Origin of the sequence: Mycobacterium colombiense (genome assembly GCF_001672755.1) — a bacterium.
GTDB lineage: Bacteria > Actinomycetota > Actinomycetes > Mycobacteriales > Mycobacteriaceae > Mycobacterium > Mycobacterium colombiense_C.
In genome coordinates this window covers 49894-67483 of the sequence record NZ_LZKI01000119.1, presented here as the reverse complement: position 1 = coordinate 67483, position 17590 = coordinate 49894, and the positions used below count along the sequence as shown (strand labels likewise).

Sequence of the window (17590 nt, the reverse complement as noted above, 5' to 3'; positions counted from 1 at the left end):
TCACTTCGCACCGCAGCTGATTCTCAAAGGCCTGCCGGCCCGAATTGGGGTGTGTCTGAACCATGTTGCCATATCCGGATTGGGTGAATCCCGGGGACAACGCCTGGCAGTTGGTGGCGGCGACCCTGGTCGGCCTGATGAGCATTCCAGGCATCGCCGTTCTCTACGGCGGAATCGTGCAGCGAAAGTGGGCCGTCAACACCATGTTGATGGCCTTCACCGGATTCTCCTTGGTGCTGGTCGTGTGGGTGCTCTGGGGTTTCAAGATGGGCTTCGGCGAACCGCTGAAACTCGGCCCCGGCATCCTGCAGTCGGCAGTGGGGAAACCAAGAACCATCCTGAGTAGCAACAACCAGCAGATCGCCTATATCCCGCTGCTGGACGGCACCATGCCGTCTTTCCGCTTTTCGGAGACCACGCTGGCGTACTTCCAGTTCGTGTTCGCGGCCATCACGCCGCTCCTTTTTCTCGGCAGCGTGCTCGGGCGAATGAGCTTCAAGGTCTGGCTGATTTTTGTGCCGCTGTGGTCGACGTTCGCCTACTCGGTCAATGCGTTTCTGTTGTGGGGCGGCGGCTGGTGGTCACACGCGGGCGCGCTGGATTACAGCGGCGGCTACGTGATTCACCTCGCCGCCGGGACTTCCGGGTTCGTCGCCGCGGCGGTGATAGGTCCGAGGCTGGCGCGCGACCGGGAACGCGCGGTGCCGAACAACTTGCCCCTGGCCGCGGTTGGTGCGGGCGTTTTGTGGTTGGGCTGGAACGGCTTCAACGGTGGTGACCCGTATTTTTCGGGTGCCGACGCGTCACTGGCGGTGATCAACACCAATCTCGCGACCGCAGTCGCATTGCTCACCTGGGTGATCTGGGACCTCGTCGGGAGCAAGCAGCGCAAACCCACATTCCTGGGCGCGGTAAACGGGATGATCAGCGGTTTGGTCGCCATCACGCCGGCCGCCGGCTTTGTGAACAGCTTCGGTGCGATGATCATCGGCGCGGTCGCCTCCTCCCTGGTATGGATGTCGTGGAATTGGCTCGGTACGACAAGGCTTTTCAAGAAGGTGGATGACACGCTGGGCGTGTTTCACACGCACGGTGTGGCGGGTTTGGCCGGCGGGCTGCTGGTAGGTGTGCTCGCCGATCCGCACATTGTCGAATATCTGGGCGGCAGCACGGGACAGAACGTGACCTTCGCCGGTTGGCTGTACGGTCACCATCCCAAACAGATATTGATCCAGGCCGGTGCTGCGGGCACGGTCATCGTCTGGGATGCGCTCGTCACGTTTGTCATCCTGAAAGCCCTTGGTCTCTTTATGAATCTGCGGTTGCCCGACGAGGTATTGGAAACCGGCGATCTCGGTGCCCACGACGAAGAGGCTTACCCCGACGAAACACTCGTCACGGGTCGGCGGCTCGAGTTGTCCTCCACATCACGGAGTGACGCGACCGCATCCAAAGCCGCTGAGCCGGTGGATGATTGAGAATGCGAACACGTCATGAAGCTGATTACCGCGATCGTCCAACCCTTTACCCTCGATGACGTCAGGCATGCCGTGGAGTCCGCCGGTGTGCTGGGTTTGACCGTCACCGAAGTCCAGGGGTACGGCAGGCAGCGGGGGCACACCGAGGTCTACCGGGGAGCCGAATACGCGGTCGATTTCGTGCCGAAGGTCCGGGTCGAAGTCCTGATAGACGAGGAATTCGTCGACCGTGTCACCGGGGCGATCATCGGCGCGGCGCGCACCGGGAAGATCGGTGACGGCAAGGTGTGGGTGTCCCCGGTGGAAGCGCTTGTCCGCATCCGGACCGGGGAACGTGACCACGACGCGCTGTGATCCAGGGCAATTCCTGCGCACGGCCATCGTCAGCCCACCGAGGTGTGATCTTTCCCTCGCCGGCCGTAAAACCTGAGAGTTCCTTACTTCTTCGCCCGAAAGCGCGCTCACGTGGGCTGTTAGCGACGCGGGCGAAATCCGCCGGAAGCGGGTTTGCCTGACTTTCGCTACGGGTAAGCGACTGCGAGACAGCGTGACTGGAACCCTGAGCAGAACCTGAGTGCGCGGAGTGACGTGGCTTACGTCGAGCATCTCGAACTGCGGTGGAGCGATCTTTGGCCAGTAGACTACCGAAAACCAGTCTCGTCAGCGCCTTTCGGTGCTGAAAGCCGGTGGATCCGGAGGCCAGATCGTCGCACACGTATCGGCGGCTTCGCCACTGCGCCCACCAGAGCCGACAAACACAGCAAAGGCGGTGCCAGCGTGAACGATGTGAACGGCCCTACGGCCGCGCACGACGATCGAGACGGCCGACTCTTCGAGCTCGACAACACCTCCGTGGTGCGAGTCCCGTTGCACAACGGCCCGATCAGCGATCTTGACATCAGCCCCGACGGGCGCCGGCTGATCGCAACGAACTACGGCCGCAACATGGTTTCGGTCATCGACGCCCACACGTGCCGAGTGTCGAGCACGATCACCGGGCTGTCCGAGCCGTTCGCGGTCGCCATGAGCAGTGCGGACTCGAACTATGCGTACGTCAGCACCGCGACTGCCGGCTGCGACGCCATCGAGGTCATCGACGTCGTGACGAACTGGCGCATCGCCACACACCGGCTCGCGAACAGCGTGACCGACCTGACGGTGAGCCCGGATGGAAAGTACCTTTACGCCGGCCGGAATGCGGCTCGCGGTGCTGATGTGACGGCGTTGGACACCACGACCGGCGAACTCGAGGTCATCGACCTGGCGACCGTGGCGGGAACCAGCACCGAATGCGTGCGGGTCAGCGCCGACGGCCGTCGGCTGTACGTCGGCATGAACGCCCCGACCGGCGGCAGTCTCGTCATGATCGAAACCCGGACGCGGTCCGACAATCGCCGGGTGGGCGGCCGCTCGCGCATCGTCGGCGTCGTCGACCTCGGTCTGCCCGTTCGCGATGTGGCGCTGAGCGACGACGGAGGCACGGCGTATGTGGCGAGCTGCGATCCGGTCGCGGGTGCGGTGCTCGACGTGGTCGACACCCGGGTCAACAAGATCGTCGGCACCCACAAGATCCCGGAGATCACCGGCCCCCTCACGCGGATTACGCTCAGCCGCGACGGCGCGCGGGCCTACCTGGTCAGCGACGACCGCGTCACGGTGCTGAGCACCCACGAGCAGGACATCATCGGCGAGGTCGAGGTGTCCAAACACCCGTCGTGCGTGGTGGAGAGCCCCGACGGCACCCATCTCTACGTTGCCGATTACTCCGGCGTGGTCACCGCGGCGCGCATCGCCTCGACCGCGCCGACACGGGCCCACCGCGGCGCCGGCGACCGGGACCTGTCGGTCGCCGGCTGGCTGCCCGAGCTGCCGGAGTGGGAGTTGGCCCTGGCCTGAGCGGCGGGGCGCCCAAAGCGGCCACGGCCGAACGGGATCCACGCAGTCGGCCGGCAGTCTCCTCGGGTGCTGACACTCTCGCCGAATTCAGGCTTAGGGTGGGAGGCGGCCGAAGGCACAGGTGTTGCCCCGAGACTAAGGCGGTAGATCAGTGGACGGCACGATGCAGGACTATCCGTTGACCATCACCGCGATCATGCGTCACGGCTGCACCGTGCACGGCGAACGCGCCGTCACGACCGCCACGGGGGACGGCTACCGGCGCACGACCTACCGGGAGCTGGGCAGCCAGGCCGCGCAACTGGCGAATGGCCTGCGCCGGCTTGGCGTCACCGGTGACCAGCGGGTGGGCACGTTCATGTGGAACAACGCCGAGCACCTCACCGCATACCTCGCCTTGCCGTCGATGGGCGCCGTCCTGCATACCCTCAACATCCGGCTGTTCCCCGAGCAGATCGCCTTCGTCGCCAACGAGGCCGAGGACCGGGTGGTGCTGGTCGACGCCTCACTGGTCAAATTGCTGGCACCCGTGCTGCCCGAGCTCGAGACCGTGCACACGGTGATCGTGGTCGGCGACGACACCGAGCCGCTGCAGGGCGTGGGTAAGACCGTGCTGCGCTACGCCGACGTCCTCGACGGGGAGCCCACCGAGTTCGACTGGCCGCGCATCGACGAGAACTCCGCGGCCGCGATGTGCTACACCAGCGGCACCACCGGTAACCCGAAAGGCGTTGTCTACAGCCACCGTTCGAGCTTTCTGCACACGATGGCCGCGTGTAGCACCAACGGCATCGGCGTCGGGGCCACCGACTGCGTGCTGCCCATCGTGCCGATGTTCCACGCCAACGCCTGGGGGCTGCCGTACGCGGCGCTGATGGCCGGCGCCGACTTGGTGTTGCCCGATTGCCATCTCGATCCCCGCTCGCTGGTCGCGATGGTCGAGGACCTCAGGCCCACCGTGACCGGCGCGGTGCCGACGATCTGGAACGGCGTCCTGCATCACCTCGAGGACGACCCCGACCACGACATGTCGTCGCTGCGGTTGGTGGTCTGCGGCGGCTCGGCCGTCCCCGTGTCGCTGATGCGCACCTTCGAGGAGAAGCACGACGTGCAGATCCGGCAGCTGTGGGGCATGACGGAGACGTCGCCGCTGGCCACCATGGCGTGGCCGCCGCCGGGCACCCCGGAGGACCAGCACTGGGCCTTCCGCGGGACGCAGGGTCAGCCGGTCTGCGGGGTGGAGATGCGCATCGTCGACGACGACGGTCAGGTGCTGCCCAACGACGGCGAGGCCGTCGGCGAGGTCGAGGTGCGCGGGCCGTGGATCGCCGGCTCCTACTACCTGGGCCGCGACGAATCGAAGTTCGATTCCGGCTGGCTGCGCACCGGCGACGTGGGCCGCATCGACGAGCGCGGGTTCGTCACCCTGACCGACCGCGCCAAGGACGTCATCAAATCCGGTGGGGAATGGATCTCCTCGGTCGAGTTGGAGAACTTCTTGATCGGGCACCCCGATGTGGTCGAGGCGGCCGTGGTCGGCGTTCCCGACGAGCGCTGGGAGGAACGGCCGCTCGCGGTGATCGTGGCCAAGGAGGGCGCGGCGGTGAGTCCCGAACAGCTGCGAAACTTCCTCGCCGACAAGGTCGTTCGGTGGTGGCTGCCCGAGCGGTGGACCTTCGTCGATGAGATCCCGCGCACCAGCGTCGGCAAGTACGACAAGAAAACCATCCGGTCGCGATACGCTGACGACGAATACCAGGTGGTCGAGGCACACTGAGCTGAAAGGCGTTACCCCGGTGGCACATTCACTCGTCGTCGATCAATCCGTGGTGACCCCGGTCGCGGCCCGGGACGCTTTCCATCGGACACTGCCCATTCCGCTGCCGACGCTTTTCCACCGCTGGTATGGGCCCTTCCCGCCGATCAAGGAGGTGCGCGAGCAGACCGGCGCGTGGGACGCGGCGGGCCAGACCCGCGTCGTGCACCTGGCCGGCGGGGCCACCATGCGCGAGGAACTGACCAGCGTCGACCCGCCGCGGTCGTTCAGCTACCGGCTTTCGGAGGTCACCGGCCCGATGGCGCTGCTGGTCGACCACGTGCTCGGCGAATGGATCTTCGCCCCGGCCGGGGGCGGCACCGAGATCACCTGGCGCTGGGACATCCGCCCGCGCTCCGCGCTGACGGCCTGGGCCCTGCCGGTGCTGGGCAGGATGTGGAAGGGCTACGCGCGCCGGGCGCTGCACGACCTGTCGGCCGTGCTGACGGGCTGACCCGCGACCGCTAGCGTGGGGAGCCATGTGCCGACTCTTTGGCCTACACGCCGGGACACACGCGTGCACCGCGACCTTCTGGCTGCTGGACGCCCCGGACAGCCTGGCCCAACAGAGCAGGCGAAATCCGGACGGCAGCGGGCTGGGCGTCTTCGACGAACAGGGCCAACCGCACCTGTACAAGGAGCCGATAGCGGCCTGGCAGGACGCCAAATTCGCGACCGAGGCGCACCGGATGACCGGCACGACCGTCATCGCCCATGTCCGATACGCGACCACCGGTTCGCTCGACATCCGCAACACCCACCCGTTCCTGCAGGATGGACGGATCTTCGCGCACAACGGCGTTCTCGAAGGATTGGACATCCTCGACGAGCGGCTACGTGAGGTCGGCACCGACGACTTGGTGTTGGGCGACACCGACTCCGAGCGGGTCTTCGCGTTGATCACCGCCGCGATCCGGGCACACGACGGCGACATCACCGCCGGCCTCACCGACGCCGTGCGATGGCTCGCCGAGCATGTTCCTATCTACGCGGTCAACGTGTTATTGAGCACGGGCACCGACATGTGGGCGCTGCGCTACCCGGAAACCCATTACCTCTATATTCTGGATCGATCCGACGATGCGGCTTCGCATGATTCCGAATTCGACTTGTGCACCAAGCGGATTCACGCCCGGTCGGAGCATCTGTGTGAGCGGTCGTCGGTGGTGTTCGCCACTGAGGTGATGGACGACGAGCCACGCTGGCGGCTGCTGCCGGCGGGTGAACTCTTCCATGTCGATGCAGATCTGCACATCCACCGCAGCATGATCCTGCCCGACCCGCCCAAACATCTGCTGCGTCGCGAGGAACTGAGCTCGCCGGTGGAGGCGTCGCAGCACGCCCTGCCGAACACCCGGCAACTGGCCTGATCCGTGCTGGCAGGGTAGACGACGTGACAACCAAACGCGCCCTGGTGCTGGCCGGTGGGGGAATAGCGGGAATCGCCTGGGAGACAGGTGTTCTGCGAGGCATCGCCGACGAGTCGCCGGCGGTGGCCCGGCTGCTGACCGAGTCGGACGTGCTGGTCGGGACATCGGCGGGCTCGGCGGTCGCCGCGCAGCTGGGCAGCGGCCACACCCTGGACGAGCTGTTCGACCGGCAGGTCGCCGAGTCGTCGGCAGAGATCGATTCCGGCGTGGACATCGAGACCATCACCGAACTGTTCCTCACGGCCCTGGGCGAGCCGTACGAAGACACGCTGGACCGGACCCGGCAACAGATGCAGCGCATCGGCGCCGTGGCGCTGGCCACCAAAACCGTTCCCGCGCCGGTGCGCCGCGACGTGATCGCGCGGCGCCTGCCGTCGCACCACTGGCCGAACCGGGAGCTGCGGATCACCGCGATCGACGTCGACACCGGCGAATTGACCGTCTTCGACCGCGACTCCGACGTCGAGCTGGTCGATGCCGTCGCGGCCAGCTGCGCGGTGCCCGGGGCGTGGCCGCCGGTGACTATCGCGGGCCGCCACTACATGGACGGCGGCGTGGCCAGCTCGGTCAATCTCGTGGTGGCCGCCGACTGCGCGACGGCGGTGGTCCTGGTGCCCTCGGGCGTGGATGCGCCGTCGCCGTTCGGTGCCGGGCCGGCCGCCGAGGTCTCCGCGTTTCCCGGCGCGGCGTTCGCCGTGTTCGCCGATGCGGGTTCGCTGGCCGCCTTCGGGCCCAACGCGCTGGACCCGGGCTGCCGCATCCCGTCGGCCCGGGCCGGACGCGAGCAGGGCCGCCGCGAAGCCGCGGCCCTCGCCCGCTTCCTAGGCCTGTGATAGCGGTTGGCGCGCAAGCGATTTGAGCGCGGCTCAGCGCTCGATCGCGGGCGGGACGTCCTGCTCGTCCTGGACTTCCAGGGCGTCCAGCGCGTCGTCCGCCAGCGCGCGGCCGGCGGCGATCACCTCCACCGCCCGGTGAAATTCCAGCGCCCGGCACGTCGATCGCGGGACCTCGATGTGCAGGTCGGGCGGGTAGACCGCCAGGGTGTGGCGGGCCAGGGCGGCCTGGGCGATGTCGATCGTCCGGTTCATCACCTCGAAGCTGCCCAGCTTGGGGACGTCGGGTTCCACGCCGGCCAGTGCGCCGGCGTCGTCAACCGGCTGCTCGTCCTCCTGGGTGTCCGCCCAGCTGTCCGGCTCGCCGGCCGGTCCGCCCAGCCTGCTCAGCACCGCCCGCGCCGTCGGCCGATCGAGCAGCGACCGGGCGGCGGCCGTGTCGAGCAGCGCGGAGGTGCTGCGCACCATGCGGGTCAGCCACTCGACGGTGGCACCCGGCTCCGGCTCGCGGTTGCTGACCGCCTCGCTGCCGGACAGGCTCACCGCGATGGTCAGGTGAGCGTTGACCGCGGCGAGCGGCGCCAGCGGCAGCGGATCCAGGATGCCGCCGTCGGCGAGCAGCCGCCCGTCGACCGCGTGGGGGGCGATCACGCCGGGGATCGCAATGGACGCCCGGATCGCCTCGTCGAGGGGGCCGCGCTGAAACCACACGGACTTGCCCGCCAGCAGGTCGGTCGCCACCGCGGTGTAGGGGATGGGCAGTTCTTCGATGGCGACCGGCCCCAGGATGTCGCGCACCGCGTCCAAGATCTTGCCGGCCCGCATCACGCCGGCGGCGCTGATGGACGGGTCCAGCAGCCGCAGGATGGTGCGCTGGGTCAGCGACTTCGCCCAGTCGGCGAACTCGTCGAGCCGCCCGGCCGCCTGCAGGCCGCCGACCAGGGCGCCCATCGAAGAGCCGGAGATGCCGACGATGTCGTAGCCGCGGGCCTCCAGGGCCTCGATTACCCCGATGTGGGCGTAGCCGCGGGCGCCACCGCTGCCGAGGGCGAGTGCCACCCGGGTCGCTTCTGATCGACGCGGAAGTTCGTCAGGCACCCCTACATTTTGCGCGGAGGCGCTCGGTGAGCGGGCGGCGCGGGCACTTTTTTCCGCCGTGATCCCAATTACGCGGCGGCCGAGAATTGCCAGGACGCAGCGCTACCCGCATTCGTCGTTGGCGGCCGCGCGGGCGGCGACGATCACGGCGGCCTGGCGGGCCGGCGTCAGCTTCGACCACGGCGCGTTCCAGCTGCCCGCGGTGCCCGCCGGGGACGCCTGAACCATCGACAGATACGGCTCGAACAGCGACGTATCCCTCTTGGGCTGGGCGTCCATCCACTCTTTCGCGGCGTGACAGGCCTGGTAGTACTCCTCTTCGGTCGAGTCCGCGGGCACGTCGACCCTGGTCGTCACGCCGGCGGGGGACAGGCCCACCGAGCCCGCGGGCGCCGAACCCGGGCCGTTGGCGCCGCCGGATTGCCGTGCCGGGGACGAAGAACCACCGCTGTGGGCGCCGTGCGAGCACCCCGTGACCGCCAGGATGACGGCCGCGGCAACAACCGCAGCCCACCGCCGGGACCGATCACCGCGCCAGCGCACGGTCTCAATCTATGCAACACTGGCGGCCGTGATGGAGCGCTTCGGATTTTGCGAGTGTTGTCGGCCGTAACACGCCGCCGCTTGTCCTGTCCGTTTTCGCGTGAAAGCTCCCGTAAATGTCTGTGCCCGTCGTCACGGTCCCTACTGTGGCTGCCCCGCGCCCGCGAGCCCTCTCCGCCCCGTCCGCCGGCCCGACGCGGCTGCGAGTGCCCGATCTGCTCTACGCCACCGACCAGGCCGCCGACGATGTGCTCAGCGGGCGGTGCGACCATCTGTTGCCCGCGGGCGGCATACCCGAGTCGCGGCGCTGGTTCACCCGCATCCATGGCGACGAGGAACTCGACGTCTGGCTGATCAGCTGGGTGCCCGGCCAGCCGACCGAGCTGCATGACCACGGCGGGTCGCTGGGCGCGCTGACCGTCATATCCGGATCGCTGAACGAATACCGTTGGGATGGACGGGCTTTGCGACGACGTCGGCTGGACGCCGGCGATCAGGCCGGATTCCCGCTGGGCTGGGTGCACGACGTGGTCTGGGCGCCGCGGCCGGTCACCGTGCCCGTTTCGCTACCGGTCGCAGCGGCGCCCAGGGCCGCCGCCGCGCCGGTGCAGCCGACCCTGAGCGTGCATGCCTATTCGCCACCCCTGACGGCGATGTCGTACTACGAGATCACCGACCGCAAGACGCTGCGCCGCGAACGCACCGAACTGACCGACCAGCCGGAAGGATCGCCATGAGCCGCATCGACGTCGTCTTGAGATCCGCCCGGCGCCGGTATCGCCGCCTGCCCGCCGTGGAAGTGCCCGATGCGCTGCGGCGCGGCGCGGTGCTGGTCGACATCCGGCCCCAGGCCCAGCGCTTTCGCGAGGGTGAGGTGCCCGGGGCGCTGATCATCGAACGCAACGTCCTGGAGTGGCGCTGCGATCCCACCAGCGAGGCCAGGCTGCCCGAGGCCGTCGGCGACGACGTCGAATGGGTGATCCTGTGTTCGGAGGGCTACACGTCCAGCCTGGCGGCGGCCGCGCTGCTGGACATCGGCCTGCACCGGGCCACCGACGTCATCGGCGGCTATCACGCGTTGGCCGGCGCGGGTGTGCTGAGCGAGCTGGCCGGGGGCCGGGTCGATCCGGTGTTCGCCGATACCGGCGGCACGGCGCGACGCTGGCTCTAAGTCGTCTCGTCGGAGTGCAGCAGCGGACGCAGTTTCGCGGTCTTGTCCGGCGTCCAGCCGGGCGGTGGCAGCACCGCCGCCCAGCCGTCGGCGACGTCGGCGACGTAGTGGTGGCCATGCCCGTCGGGTACGTCCACCGCCACCGCCATGTCGGCCGACACCTGCAGGAACGTGACGACGGGAATCCAGCGCGTCTGTGGCAGCACGTCGTAGCCGCGCGGCTCTTTCAGCCAGTCGGGCTTGCTGAACAACAGGTCCGGCGTCCACCAGGCGATGGGGTCCGACGCGTGCTGCAGGTACACCACCCGCGGGTGATCCCACGGCGCATTGGGACGCGTCAAATCCTTTGCGCGAGCGACGAATCGGACATACCGACCGTCCTGGTAGATCGGTAACCACTCCGGCGATCCGTTGTCGCGCGTCGACGTAAGATCGGTCCAGATGGTGTTTTTGAAGGTCGGTCCGCTGAACAACGCCCCGTCGGTGCGGGCCAGCACGTTGTTCAGGCTCAGGAACGGCGCCTCGCCCCCGAACGATCCCAGGCTCTCGCCGAACACCACGAGCTTGGGCCGGCTGCCCTCGGGCATCTGGCGGATCAGCTTGTCGACGGCCTCGAAGAGCGCCTGCCCGGCGTGCCGGGCGTTTTCCTTATCCACCAGGAACGACAGCCAGCTCGGCAGGAACGAATACTGCATGCTCACGATCGCGGTGTTGCCGTTGTACATGTATTCCAGCGCCGACGCTTCCGCCTCGTTGATCCAGCCGGTTCCGGTGGTGGTGCCCACCGCGACGACGGCGCGCCGCAGCCCGCCGGTGCGCTGCAACTCCTGTGCCGCCAGCTCCGCGGCGGCCGTGATGCCCTTGGACGAATCCAATCCGGCGTAGGCCCGGATCGGCTCGGTGGCCGGCGCCCCGTTGAAGGAGGTCAGATCGGCGACCTTTGGACCGCCCTCGACGAAGATGCGGCCCTCGCGGCCCAGCGACTCCCACGACACCAGCGACTCCGGACCACCTGATCGCAGCGGGGTTTTCGGGGGAGCGGTGTCGGGATTCATCTCCTCGTTGGCCGAGGCGAAGGTGTGGTTCATGGTGCGCATCGCGAACTTGAGCACGACGCCGTTGAGCAGGGTGATGGTCAGGACCACCAGGGTGACGACCACGATGGTCGCCGAGAGCCGAAACGGGACGAACCGGTCAACCTGACCGACCAGGAACTTGACCAGCCAGCGGGTGAATTGACCCAGCTCGACCACCGTGAACAACACCACCAGGGACAGCACCGCGGCCAGCGGGTAGTCGTACCACTTCAGGTGCTCCACGCCCATCAGGTCGCGCACGTCGTCCTGCCACACGTGCAGCCAGATCGCCATGAGTACCTGGCCCACCACGCCGATCGGGATCAGCACCTTCCATGCCCAGCGTGGCGGCGGCGGGCTGTGATCCTTTTCGCGCATGAACCGCACCAGCCAGACCGAAAAGACTCCCAGCCCATAGCCGATGGCGCCGGAGAGTCCGCTGACCAGCCCCTGGAACAACGGGCCGCGAGGCAGCAGCGACGGTGTCAGCGACAGCCAGATGAAGATCACGCCGACCGCGGTGCCGGTGAACGTGTAATGCCGTACCCACCAAGGCCTTTCGGTCCATGGGAGGGTGGGGGCCGCGCGCCCGGCTCGCGGCGCGGGTGCCGGTCGCGGTGCGGCGTCCGGCTCGGGCGCCGCCGACCCCTCGACGACGTCCGCCGGCTCTTGCTCTGCCTCGGTGGGTGTCGCGGAAACCGGTTCGCTCATGCAAGCGTCCTAGCGGTGGGTGAAGTTCGGCGGGCGCTTCTCGACGAAGGCCGCCATCCCTTCGGACTGATCGTCGGTCGCGAACGTCGAGTGAAAGAGCCTGCGCTCGTACAGAAGTCCCTCGGCCAGGGTGGATTCGAACGCGCGGTTGACAGCCTCTTTGGCCATCCGGGCCGCCGAGCGCGACATCTGCGAAATGGTGGTCGCGACGGCCTTGGCCTCGGTCAGCAGGTCGTCGGCCGGCACCACTCGCGAGACCAGACCGCTTCGTTCGGCTTCTTCGGCGCCGATGGTGCGGCCGGTCAGGATGAGGTCCATCGCCTTGGCCTTGCCGATGGCTCGGGTCAGCCGCTGTGAGCCGCCCATCCCGGGCAGCACCCCGAGTTTGATCTCCGGCTGGCCGAATTTCGCGGTGTCGGCGGCGATCAGCACATCGCACATCATCGCGAGTTCGCAGCCGCCACCCAGCGCGTGCCCGGCCACCGCGGCGATCGTCGGGGTGCGGACCGCGGCGAGCTTGCTCCACGGCGCGAAGAAGTCGGCGCCGAAGGCGTCGGCGAACGTCAGCCCGGACATCTCCTTGATGTCGGCGCCGGCGGCGAACGCCTTGGCCGAGCCGGTGATGATGATCGCCCCGATACCGGGATCGTCATCGAAATCTGCTGCCGCGCTGGTGACTTCATTCATCACCTGGGTGTTCAAAGCGTTGAGGGCCTTCGGCCGGTTCAGGGTGATGATGCCGACACGCTCTTCGCGCTCGACGAGGATGGTCTCGTAATTCGTGTCCGTCATCCAAACCGCCTTTCTAGAAACTCAAGTCGTCGTCGACCGGGGCGAAATACGCCTCGACGTCGGCCTCGGTGACCGCCGGCAGCTGCCCCGGCGACCATTGCGGATTGCGATCCTTGTCGATCAGCTGCGCGCGGATGCCCTCGACCAGATCGTGCGAGCGCAGCGACGCCGATGACACCCGATAGTCCTGCACCAGAACGTCTTTCAGTGTCGCGAGCTTGGCGGCGCGGCGTACCGCCTCCAGGGTCACCGACAGCGCGATCGGGGAACGGGTGGCGATCAGGTTGGCGGCATCGTCGGCCGGACCCGCGTCGTGCCCGCGCAGGGCGGCGACGATGTCCGCGACGGTGTCGCCGGCATAGCATTCGTCGATCCAGTTGCGCTGCGCGGCAAGCTCACTGGCCGGCGGCTCGGTCGCGTACTTGGCGAGTGCGCCCTCCACGCCGTCGGAGACCACAGCGCGGCGGAACGCCTCGAGGTCGCCGTGCGCGACGTAGTGGTCGGCGAAACCCATGGCGATGGCGTCGGCTCCGGAGAACGGCGCCCCGGTCAGCGCGGCGTGCAGACCCAGCCCGCCGGGCGCGCGAGACAGCAGGTAGACACCGCCGACGTCGGGGATGAAGCCGATGCCGACCTCGGGCATGGCGATCTTGGAGGTATCGGTGACCACCCGGGTGTTCGCATGGGCGCTGACGCCGACGCCTCCGCCCATCACGATGCCGTCCATCAACGCGACATACGGCTTGGGGAACTCGGCGATCTGCGCGTTGAGCAGATACTCGTCGCGCCAGAAGCGTCGCGCGTCGACCCCGTCCTCGCGCGCGCTGTGATAGATCGAGACCACGTCGCCACCGGCGCACAGTCCGCGTTCGCCGGCGCCCGACAGCACCACCGCGCGCACCGCGTCGTCGCCCGCCCAGTCGGTGAGGATGGCGGTCAGCGCGTCGACCATCGGCTGATTCAGCGAGTTGATCGCCTTCGGCCGGTTGAGCGTGATCAGGCCGACGCTGCCCTCGACCTCGGTCAGAACCTCATCGGATTCGTCGGTCACGCCCTCGCCTCCCTTGAGCCGGTCCAGGCCGGTCCAGCCTCGAGGAAGAAATCTAGATCGTCACGACCGGCGCGGTGCCCGCGGGTAAGGGTTATCTTTAACGCGACGACAACTGCGGAGGCTGTATCCACCGGAAAACGCCCAGGTCCGCTGGGAACCAGGGTGCAACGCCGATCGTTGAGATTGTGTTCGCACAGCTCGAAGCCAATTAGAGAGGATCCGACGGTGCGGGAGACAAGCAACCCGGTATTTCGTTCGCTGCCTAAGCAGAGGGGCGGATACGCGCAATTCGGCACTGGCGCGCCCCCGATGCAGGGCTATGGAGCCGACCCCTACGCGGCTCCTTACCAGGCCCCTTACCAGGAGGCCAAAGCTTCGCGTCCGCTGACCATCGACGACGTCGTCACCAAGACCGGCATCACGCTGGCCGTGCTGGCGGTGTCCGCTGTGGTCTCCTACTTCCTGGTCGCCCGCGATGTCGCGCTGGCCATGCCGCTCGCCCTGGTCGGCGGGCTGGGCGGCCTGGTCCTGGTGCTGGTGGCCACCTTCGGCCGCAAGCAGGACAACCCCGGCATCGTGTTGAGCTACGCGGTGCTCGAGGGTCTGGTCCTGGGCGCCATCTCGTTCGTCTTCGCCAACTTCTCGGTGTCGAACGCCAACGCCGGGGCGCTGATCGGTGAGGCGGTGCTGGGCACCTTCGGGGTGTTCTTCGGCATGCTCGTCGTCTACAAGACCGGGGCCATCCGGGTGACGCCCAAGTTCACCCGCATGCTGGTCGCCGCGATGTTCGGCGTGCTGGCCCTGATGCTCGGCAACTTCGTGCTGGCGATGTTCCACGTCAACGGCGGCACCGGCCTGGGCCTGCGCAGCGGCGGCACGGTGGCGATCATCTTCTCGCTGGTGTGCATCGCGATTGCGGCGTTCAGCTTCCTGATCGACTTCGACGCGGCCGACCAGATGGTCCGCGCCGGCGCGCCGGAGAAGGCGGCATGGGGCATCGCGCTCGGCCTGACCGTGACGCTGGTCTGGCTGTACATCGAGATCCTGCGTCTGCTGAGTTATCTGCAGAACGACTAGCTCTGCCACAGAGAAAAACCGGCACGCCCGTTGGCGTGCCGGTTTTTTCGTGTGCCGGTTGTGAGCTGACGGCGTTGAGTGTGCGCTGAGGGCGGGATTGCTCGGCGTGTCACCGCCGCGGTTTCACACTCAACGCCGGGCTTCACGCCCGAGCGGCTTAGCTCAGCCGCTCGATCACCATCGCCATGCCCTGGCCGCCGCCGACGCACATGGTCTCCAGACCGAAGGTCTTGTCGTGCGTCTGCAGGTTGTTGAGCAGCGTCGTGGCGATGCGGGCGCCGGTCATGCCGAAGGGGTGGCCCAGCGCGATCGCACCGCCGGACACGTTCAGCTTGTCCTCGTCGATGCCCAGCTCGCGGGCCGATCCCAGCACCTGGACGGCGAACGCCTCGTTGATCTCGAACAGGTCGATGTCGCTGACTGACAGCTTGGCGCGCGCCAGCGCCTTCTTGGTCGCCTCGATCGGACCCAGGCCCATGATCTCCGGGGACAGGCCGCTGACCCCGGTGGACACGATGCGCGCCAGCGGCGTCAGGCCCAGTTCCTTGGCCTTGGTGTCGCTGGTGATCACCACCGCGGCGGCGCCGTCGTTGAGCGGGCACGCGTTGCCCGCCGTCACCGTGCCGTTGGGCCGGAACACCGGCTTGAGCTGGCTGATCTTCTCGTAGGTGGTGCCGGGACGCGGGCCGTCGTCGGTGCTCACGGTGGTGCCGTCGGGCAAGGTCACCGGGGTGATCTCGCGCTCGAAGAAGCCGCTCTTGATCGCCTCCTCGGCGCGGTTCTGGCTGCGCACCCCCCAGTGGTCCTGGTCCTCGCGGCTGATGCCGGTCAGCAGCGCCACGTTTTCGGCCGTCTGCCCCATCGCGATGTAGACGTCGGGGATGTTGTCGTCGGCGCGGGGGTCGTGCCACTCCTCGGCGCCCTCGGCCGCGGCGGCCGACCTCTCCTGGGCCTCACCGAACAGCGAGTTCTTGGTGTCCGGCCACGAGTCGGCGCTGCCCTTTGCGAAGCGGGACACGGTCTCCACACCAGCGGAGATGAAGGCGTCGCCCTCACCGGCCTTGATCGCGTGGAAGGCCATCCGCGAGGTCTGCAGCGACGATGAGCAGTACCGGTTGACGGTGGTGCCCGGCAGGAAGTCGAAGCCGAGTTCGACGGCGATGACCCGCGCCAGGTTGTAGCCGGACTCGCCGGCGGGTTGGCCGCAGCCCAGGATCAGGTCGTCGATCTGGTGCGGGTTCAGGGCGGGCACCTTGTCGAGCGCGGCGCGCACGATCTGGACGGTCAGGTCGTCGGGGCGCATGTTGACCAGCGACCCCTTCATCGCGCGGCCGATCGGCGAGCGAGCAGTTGAGACAATGACGGCTTCAGGCATGGTGGTTCCCTTCAGATCCCTGCAGATCCCACAGATGGGGCTGGCTCGCTTCACCTTCGGGCGGTAGGTCCACCCCGACGGGCGAGAACAAATCTAGTCGCTGCCGACCTCGGGGCACGAAGACGGGGCAGGTCCGGGCGCCGGACGCCGCCACAGCCGCGACATCACGCTGGTGCGGGTGTGCCGCTGACCGAGCACCGGCGTCGCCGCCGGCACCGGCGAACTCACCGGCGGACGCTCCACCTCCTCGCCCAGCGCGTCGCAGAGGGCGAGCAGCAGCGCGTCGGCCGCGAGCGCATAGGCCGGTGCCGAGGGGTGGTAGCCGTCGGCGGAGAACATCGCGTCGGGGGTGGCGCGGAATTGCGGCGCCATCAGCTGCGCCAACGGCACGGGCACGCCGCCCGCCGACCGGACCGCCGCGGTCTGGGCGCGCGCAAGCTGCAGGCAACGCTCGTGCGCCAGCGACCGCAGCGGCTGCGGAATGGCGCTGATGAACCCGAGGTCCGGGCAGGTGCCCACGATCACCACGGCGCCGCGGGCGCGCAACTTGCGGACGGTCAGCCCCAGCCGCTGCGCCGACTGGCTGATGCCGTTCAGCGCTGTCACGTCGTTGGCGCCGACCATGATCACCGCGATGTCCGGCGGCGGGCCGGCCACGAACATCGCGTCGACCTGACCGCACACCCCCTTGGAGGTGGCGCCCACGATCGCCTTGGTGCTCAACCGGATTCGTTTGCCGGTCTGCTCGGCGAGGCCGCGGGTGATGCGTACCCCGGGCACTTCGTCGGCGCTCATGCAGCCATATCCGGCGGCGGTCGAGTCACCGAAGATCATCAGGTGCTGGTCGACCGCCATACCGCGATGCCACCGTTCCACCGCGCCGCCGCCGCGCACGTACACGCCGTCCGCACGGGGCGGGATGTCCCAGGACTTGGGGATGATCGTGCGCGCGTGAGAGGCCTGGCCGACCAACAGACTGCGTGCCCCCAGGTAGGCGGTTCCTGTCGAGGCCAGCGCGCCCGCTGTGGCCAGGGCGATCGCCGAACGACGTGGCACCCGCATGGTCACGCATTCAAGTTTAAAGCCGCTGTGAGTTTCGCGCGGGTTGCTGGAAAACGAACTGATTACGGTGCGAAGCAAAACTGGTATCGAATCAGCTATTTCATACGTTGTACTAAGCAACGCCTGTCAAGCTGATGTCAAGGGGTTGGCTGAGCGCTTTGGCAAACGGCTGAACCAAGAC

17 protein-coding genes are annotated in these 17590 nt (G+C 67.8%); 10 read left to right on the top strand and 7 right to left on the bottom strand.

What is annotated here, in order from left to right; translation table 11 throughout:
- Positions 1 to 83 precede the first annotated feature (83 nt).
- The 7 genes from A5708_RS16645 to A5708_RS16615 all read left to right on the top strand — a co-directional run bounded on the left by A5708_RS16645 (position 84) and on the right by A5708_RS16615 (position 7453).
- Positions 84 to 1478 (top strand): ammonium transporter, encoded by a 1395-nt coding sequence (locus A5708_RS16645; RefSeq protein ID WP_231117935.1) that lies wholly within the window; start codon positions 84 to 86, stop codon positions 1476 to 1478.
- 15 nt (positions 1479 to 1493) lie between these two features.
- On the top strand, positions 1494 to 1832 hold the full coding sequence (locus A5708_RS16640) for a P-II family nitrogen regulator (RefSeq protein ID WP_065029682.1): 339 nt from the start codon (positions 1494 to 1496) through the stop codon (positions 1830 to 1832).
- A 423-nt stretch (positions 1833 to 2255) separates the two neighbouring features.
- A complete protein-coding gene (locus A5708_RS16635) occupies positions 2256 to 3374 on the top strand; it encodes a WD40 repeat domain-containing protein (protein WP_065029681.1) in 1119 nt (372 codons plus the stop codon).
- A 151-nt stretch (positions 3375 to 3525) separates the two neighbouring features.
- Complete coding sequence (locus tag A5708_RS16630; RefSeq protein WP_065029680.1) at positions 3526 to 5151, top strand: long-chain fatty acid--CoA ligase; 1626 nt, start codon at positions 3526 to 3528, stop codon at positions 5149 to 5151.
- 19 nt (positions 5152 to 5170) lie between these two features.
- Entirely contained in the window at positions 5171 to 5644 is a 474-nt protein-coding gene (locus tag A5708_RS16625) for an SRPBCC family protein (protein ID WP_065029679.1), read from the top strand.
- Between the two features lie 25 nt (positions 5645 to 5669).
- Complete coding sequence (locus A5708_RS16620; protein WP_065029678.1) at positions 5670 to 6560, top strand: class II glutamine amidotransferase; 891 nt, start codon at positions 5670 to 5672, stop codon at positions 6558 to 6560.
- 23 nt (positions 6561 to 6583) lie between these two features.
- Entirely contained in the window at positions 6584 to 7453 is an 870-nt protein-coding gene (locus A5708_RS16615; protein ID WP_065029677.1) for a patatin-like phospholipase family protein, read from the top strand.
- 33 nt (positions 7454 to 7486) lie between these two features.
- Here the strand turns inward: A5708_RS16615 and A5708_RS16610 are convergent, their stop codons facing one another.
- Together A5708_RS16610 and A5708_RS16605 are read right to left on the bottom strand one after the other, a co-directional pair.
- Positions 7487 to 8551: a patatin-like phospholipase family protein gene (locus A5708_RS16610; protein WP_196772661.1), complete on the bottom strand. Its 1065-nt coding sequence runs from the start codon at positions 8549 to 8551 to the stop codon at positions 7487 to 7489.
- A gap of 102 nt (positions 8552 to 8653) precedes the next feature.
- Positions 8654 to 9094: a lipoprotein LpqV gene (locus A5708_RS16605; RefSeq protein WP_065029675.1), complete on the bottom strand. Its 441-nt coding sequence runs from the start codon at positions 9092 to 9094 to the stop codon at positions 8654 to 8656.
- Between the two features lie 116 nt (positions 9095 to 9210).
- Here A5708_RS16605 and A5708_RS16600 point away from each other — a divergent pair, with 116 nt between their 5' ends.
- A complete protein-coding gene (locus tag A5708_RS16600; RefSeq protein ID WP_065029674.1) occupies positions 9211 to 9831 on the top strand; it encodes a cysteine dioxygenase in 621 nt (206 codons plus the stop codon).
- Positions 9828 to 10265, top strand: coding sequence for a rhodanese-like domain-containing protein (locus A5708_RS16595; RefSeq protein ID WP_065029673.1), 438 nt, complete (start codon positions 9828 to 9830; stop codon positions 10263 to 10265). The genes A5708_RS16600 and A5708_RS16595 overlap by 4 nt, the downstream gene beginning before the upstream one ends.
- Here the strand turns inward: A5708_RS16595 and A5708_RS16590 are convergent.
- From A5708_RS16590 to A5708_RS16580, 3 genes are read right to left on the bottom strand one after another with little or no spacing between them, the layout of a single operon-like run.
- Positions 10262 to 12052, bottom strand: coding sequence for an alpha/beta hydrolase (locus A5708_RS16590; protein WP_065029672.1), 1791 nt, complete (start codon positions 12050 to 12052; stop codon positions 10262 to 10264). The genes A5708_RS16595 and A5708_RS16590 overlap by 4 nt on opposite strands.
- Before the next feature lie 9 nt (positions 12053 to 12061).
- On the bottom strand, positions 12062 to 12844 hold the full coding sequence (locus A5708_RS16585; RefSeq protein WP_065029671.1) for an enoyl-CoA hydratase: 783 nt from the start codon (positions 12842 to 12844) through the stop codon (positions 12062 to 12064).
- Positions 12845 to 12857: 13 nt separating this feature from the next.
- Positions 12858 to 13895 (bottom strand): enoyl-CoA hydratase/isomerase family protein, encoded by a 1038-nt coding sequence (locus A5708_RS16580; RefSeq protein ID WP_065029670.1) that lies wholly within the window; start codon positions 13893 to 13895, stop codon positions 12858 to 12860.
- Between the two features lie 225 nt (positions 13896 to 14120).
- Here A5708_RS16580 and A5708_RS16575 point away from each other — a divergent pair, with 225 nt between their 5' ends.
- The gene (locus A5708_RS16575; protein WP_065029669.1) at positions 14121 to 14972 is read left to right on the top strand and encodes a Bax inhibitor-1/YccA family membrane protein; all 852 of its coding nucleotides are present in this window, start codon (positions 14121 to 14123) and stop codon (positions 14970 to 14972) included.
- A 157-nt stretch (positions 14973 to 15129) separates the two neighbouring features.
- On the opposite strand, the gene A5708_RS16570 is transcribed toward A5708_RS16575, so the two are convergent.
- Together A5708_RS16570 and A5708_RS16565 are read right to left on the bottom strand one after the other, a co-directional pair.
- Positions 15130 to 16347, bottom strand: coding sequence for an acetyl-CoA C-acetyltransferase (locus tag A5708_RS16570; protein ID WP_064953992.1), 1218 nt, complete (start codon positions 16345 to 16347; stop codon positions 15130 to 15132).
- Positions 16348 to 16440: 93 nt separating this feature from the next.
- Positions 16441 to 17403: an SGNH/GDSL hydrolase family protein gene (locus A5708_RS16565; protein ID WP_155766048.1), complete on the bottom strand. Its 963-nt coding sequence runs from the start codon at positions 17401 to 17403 to the stop codon at positions 16441 to 16443.
- Positions 17404 to 17590 lie beyond the last annotated feature (187 nt).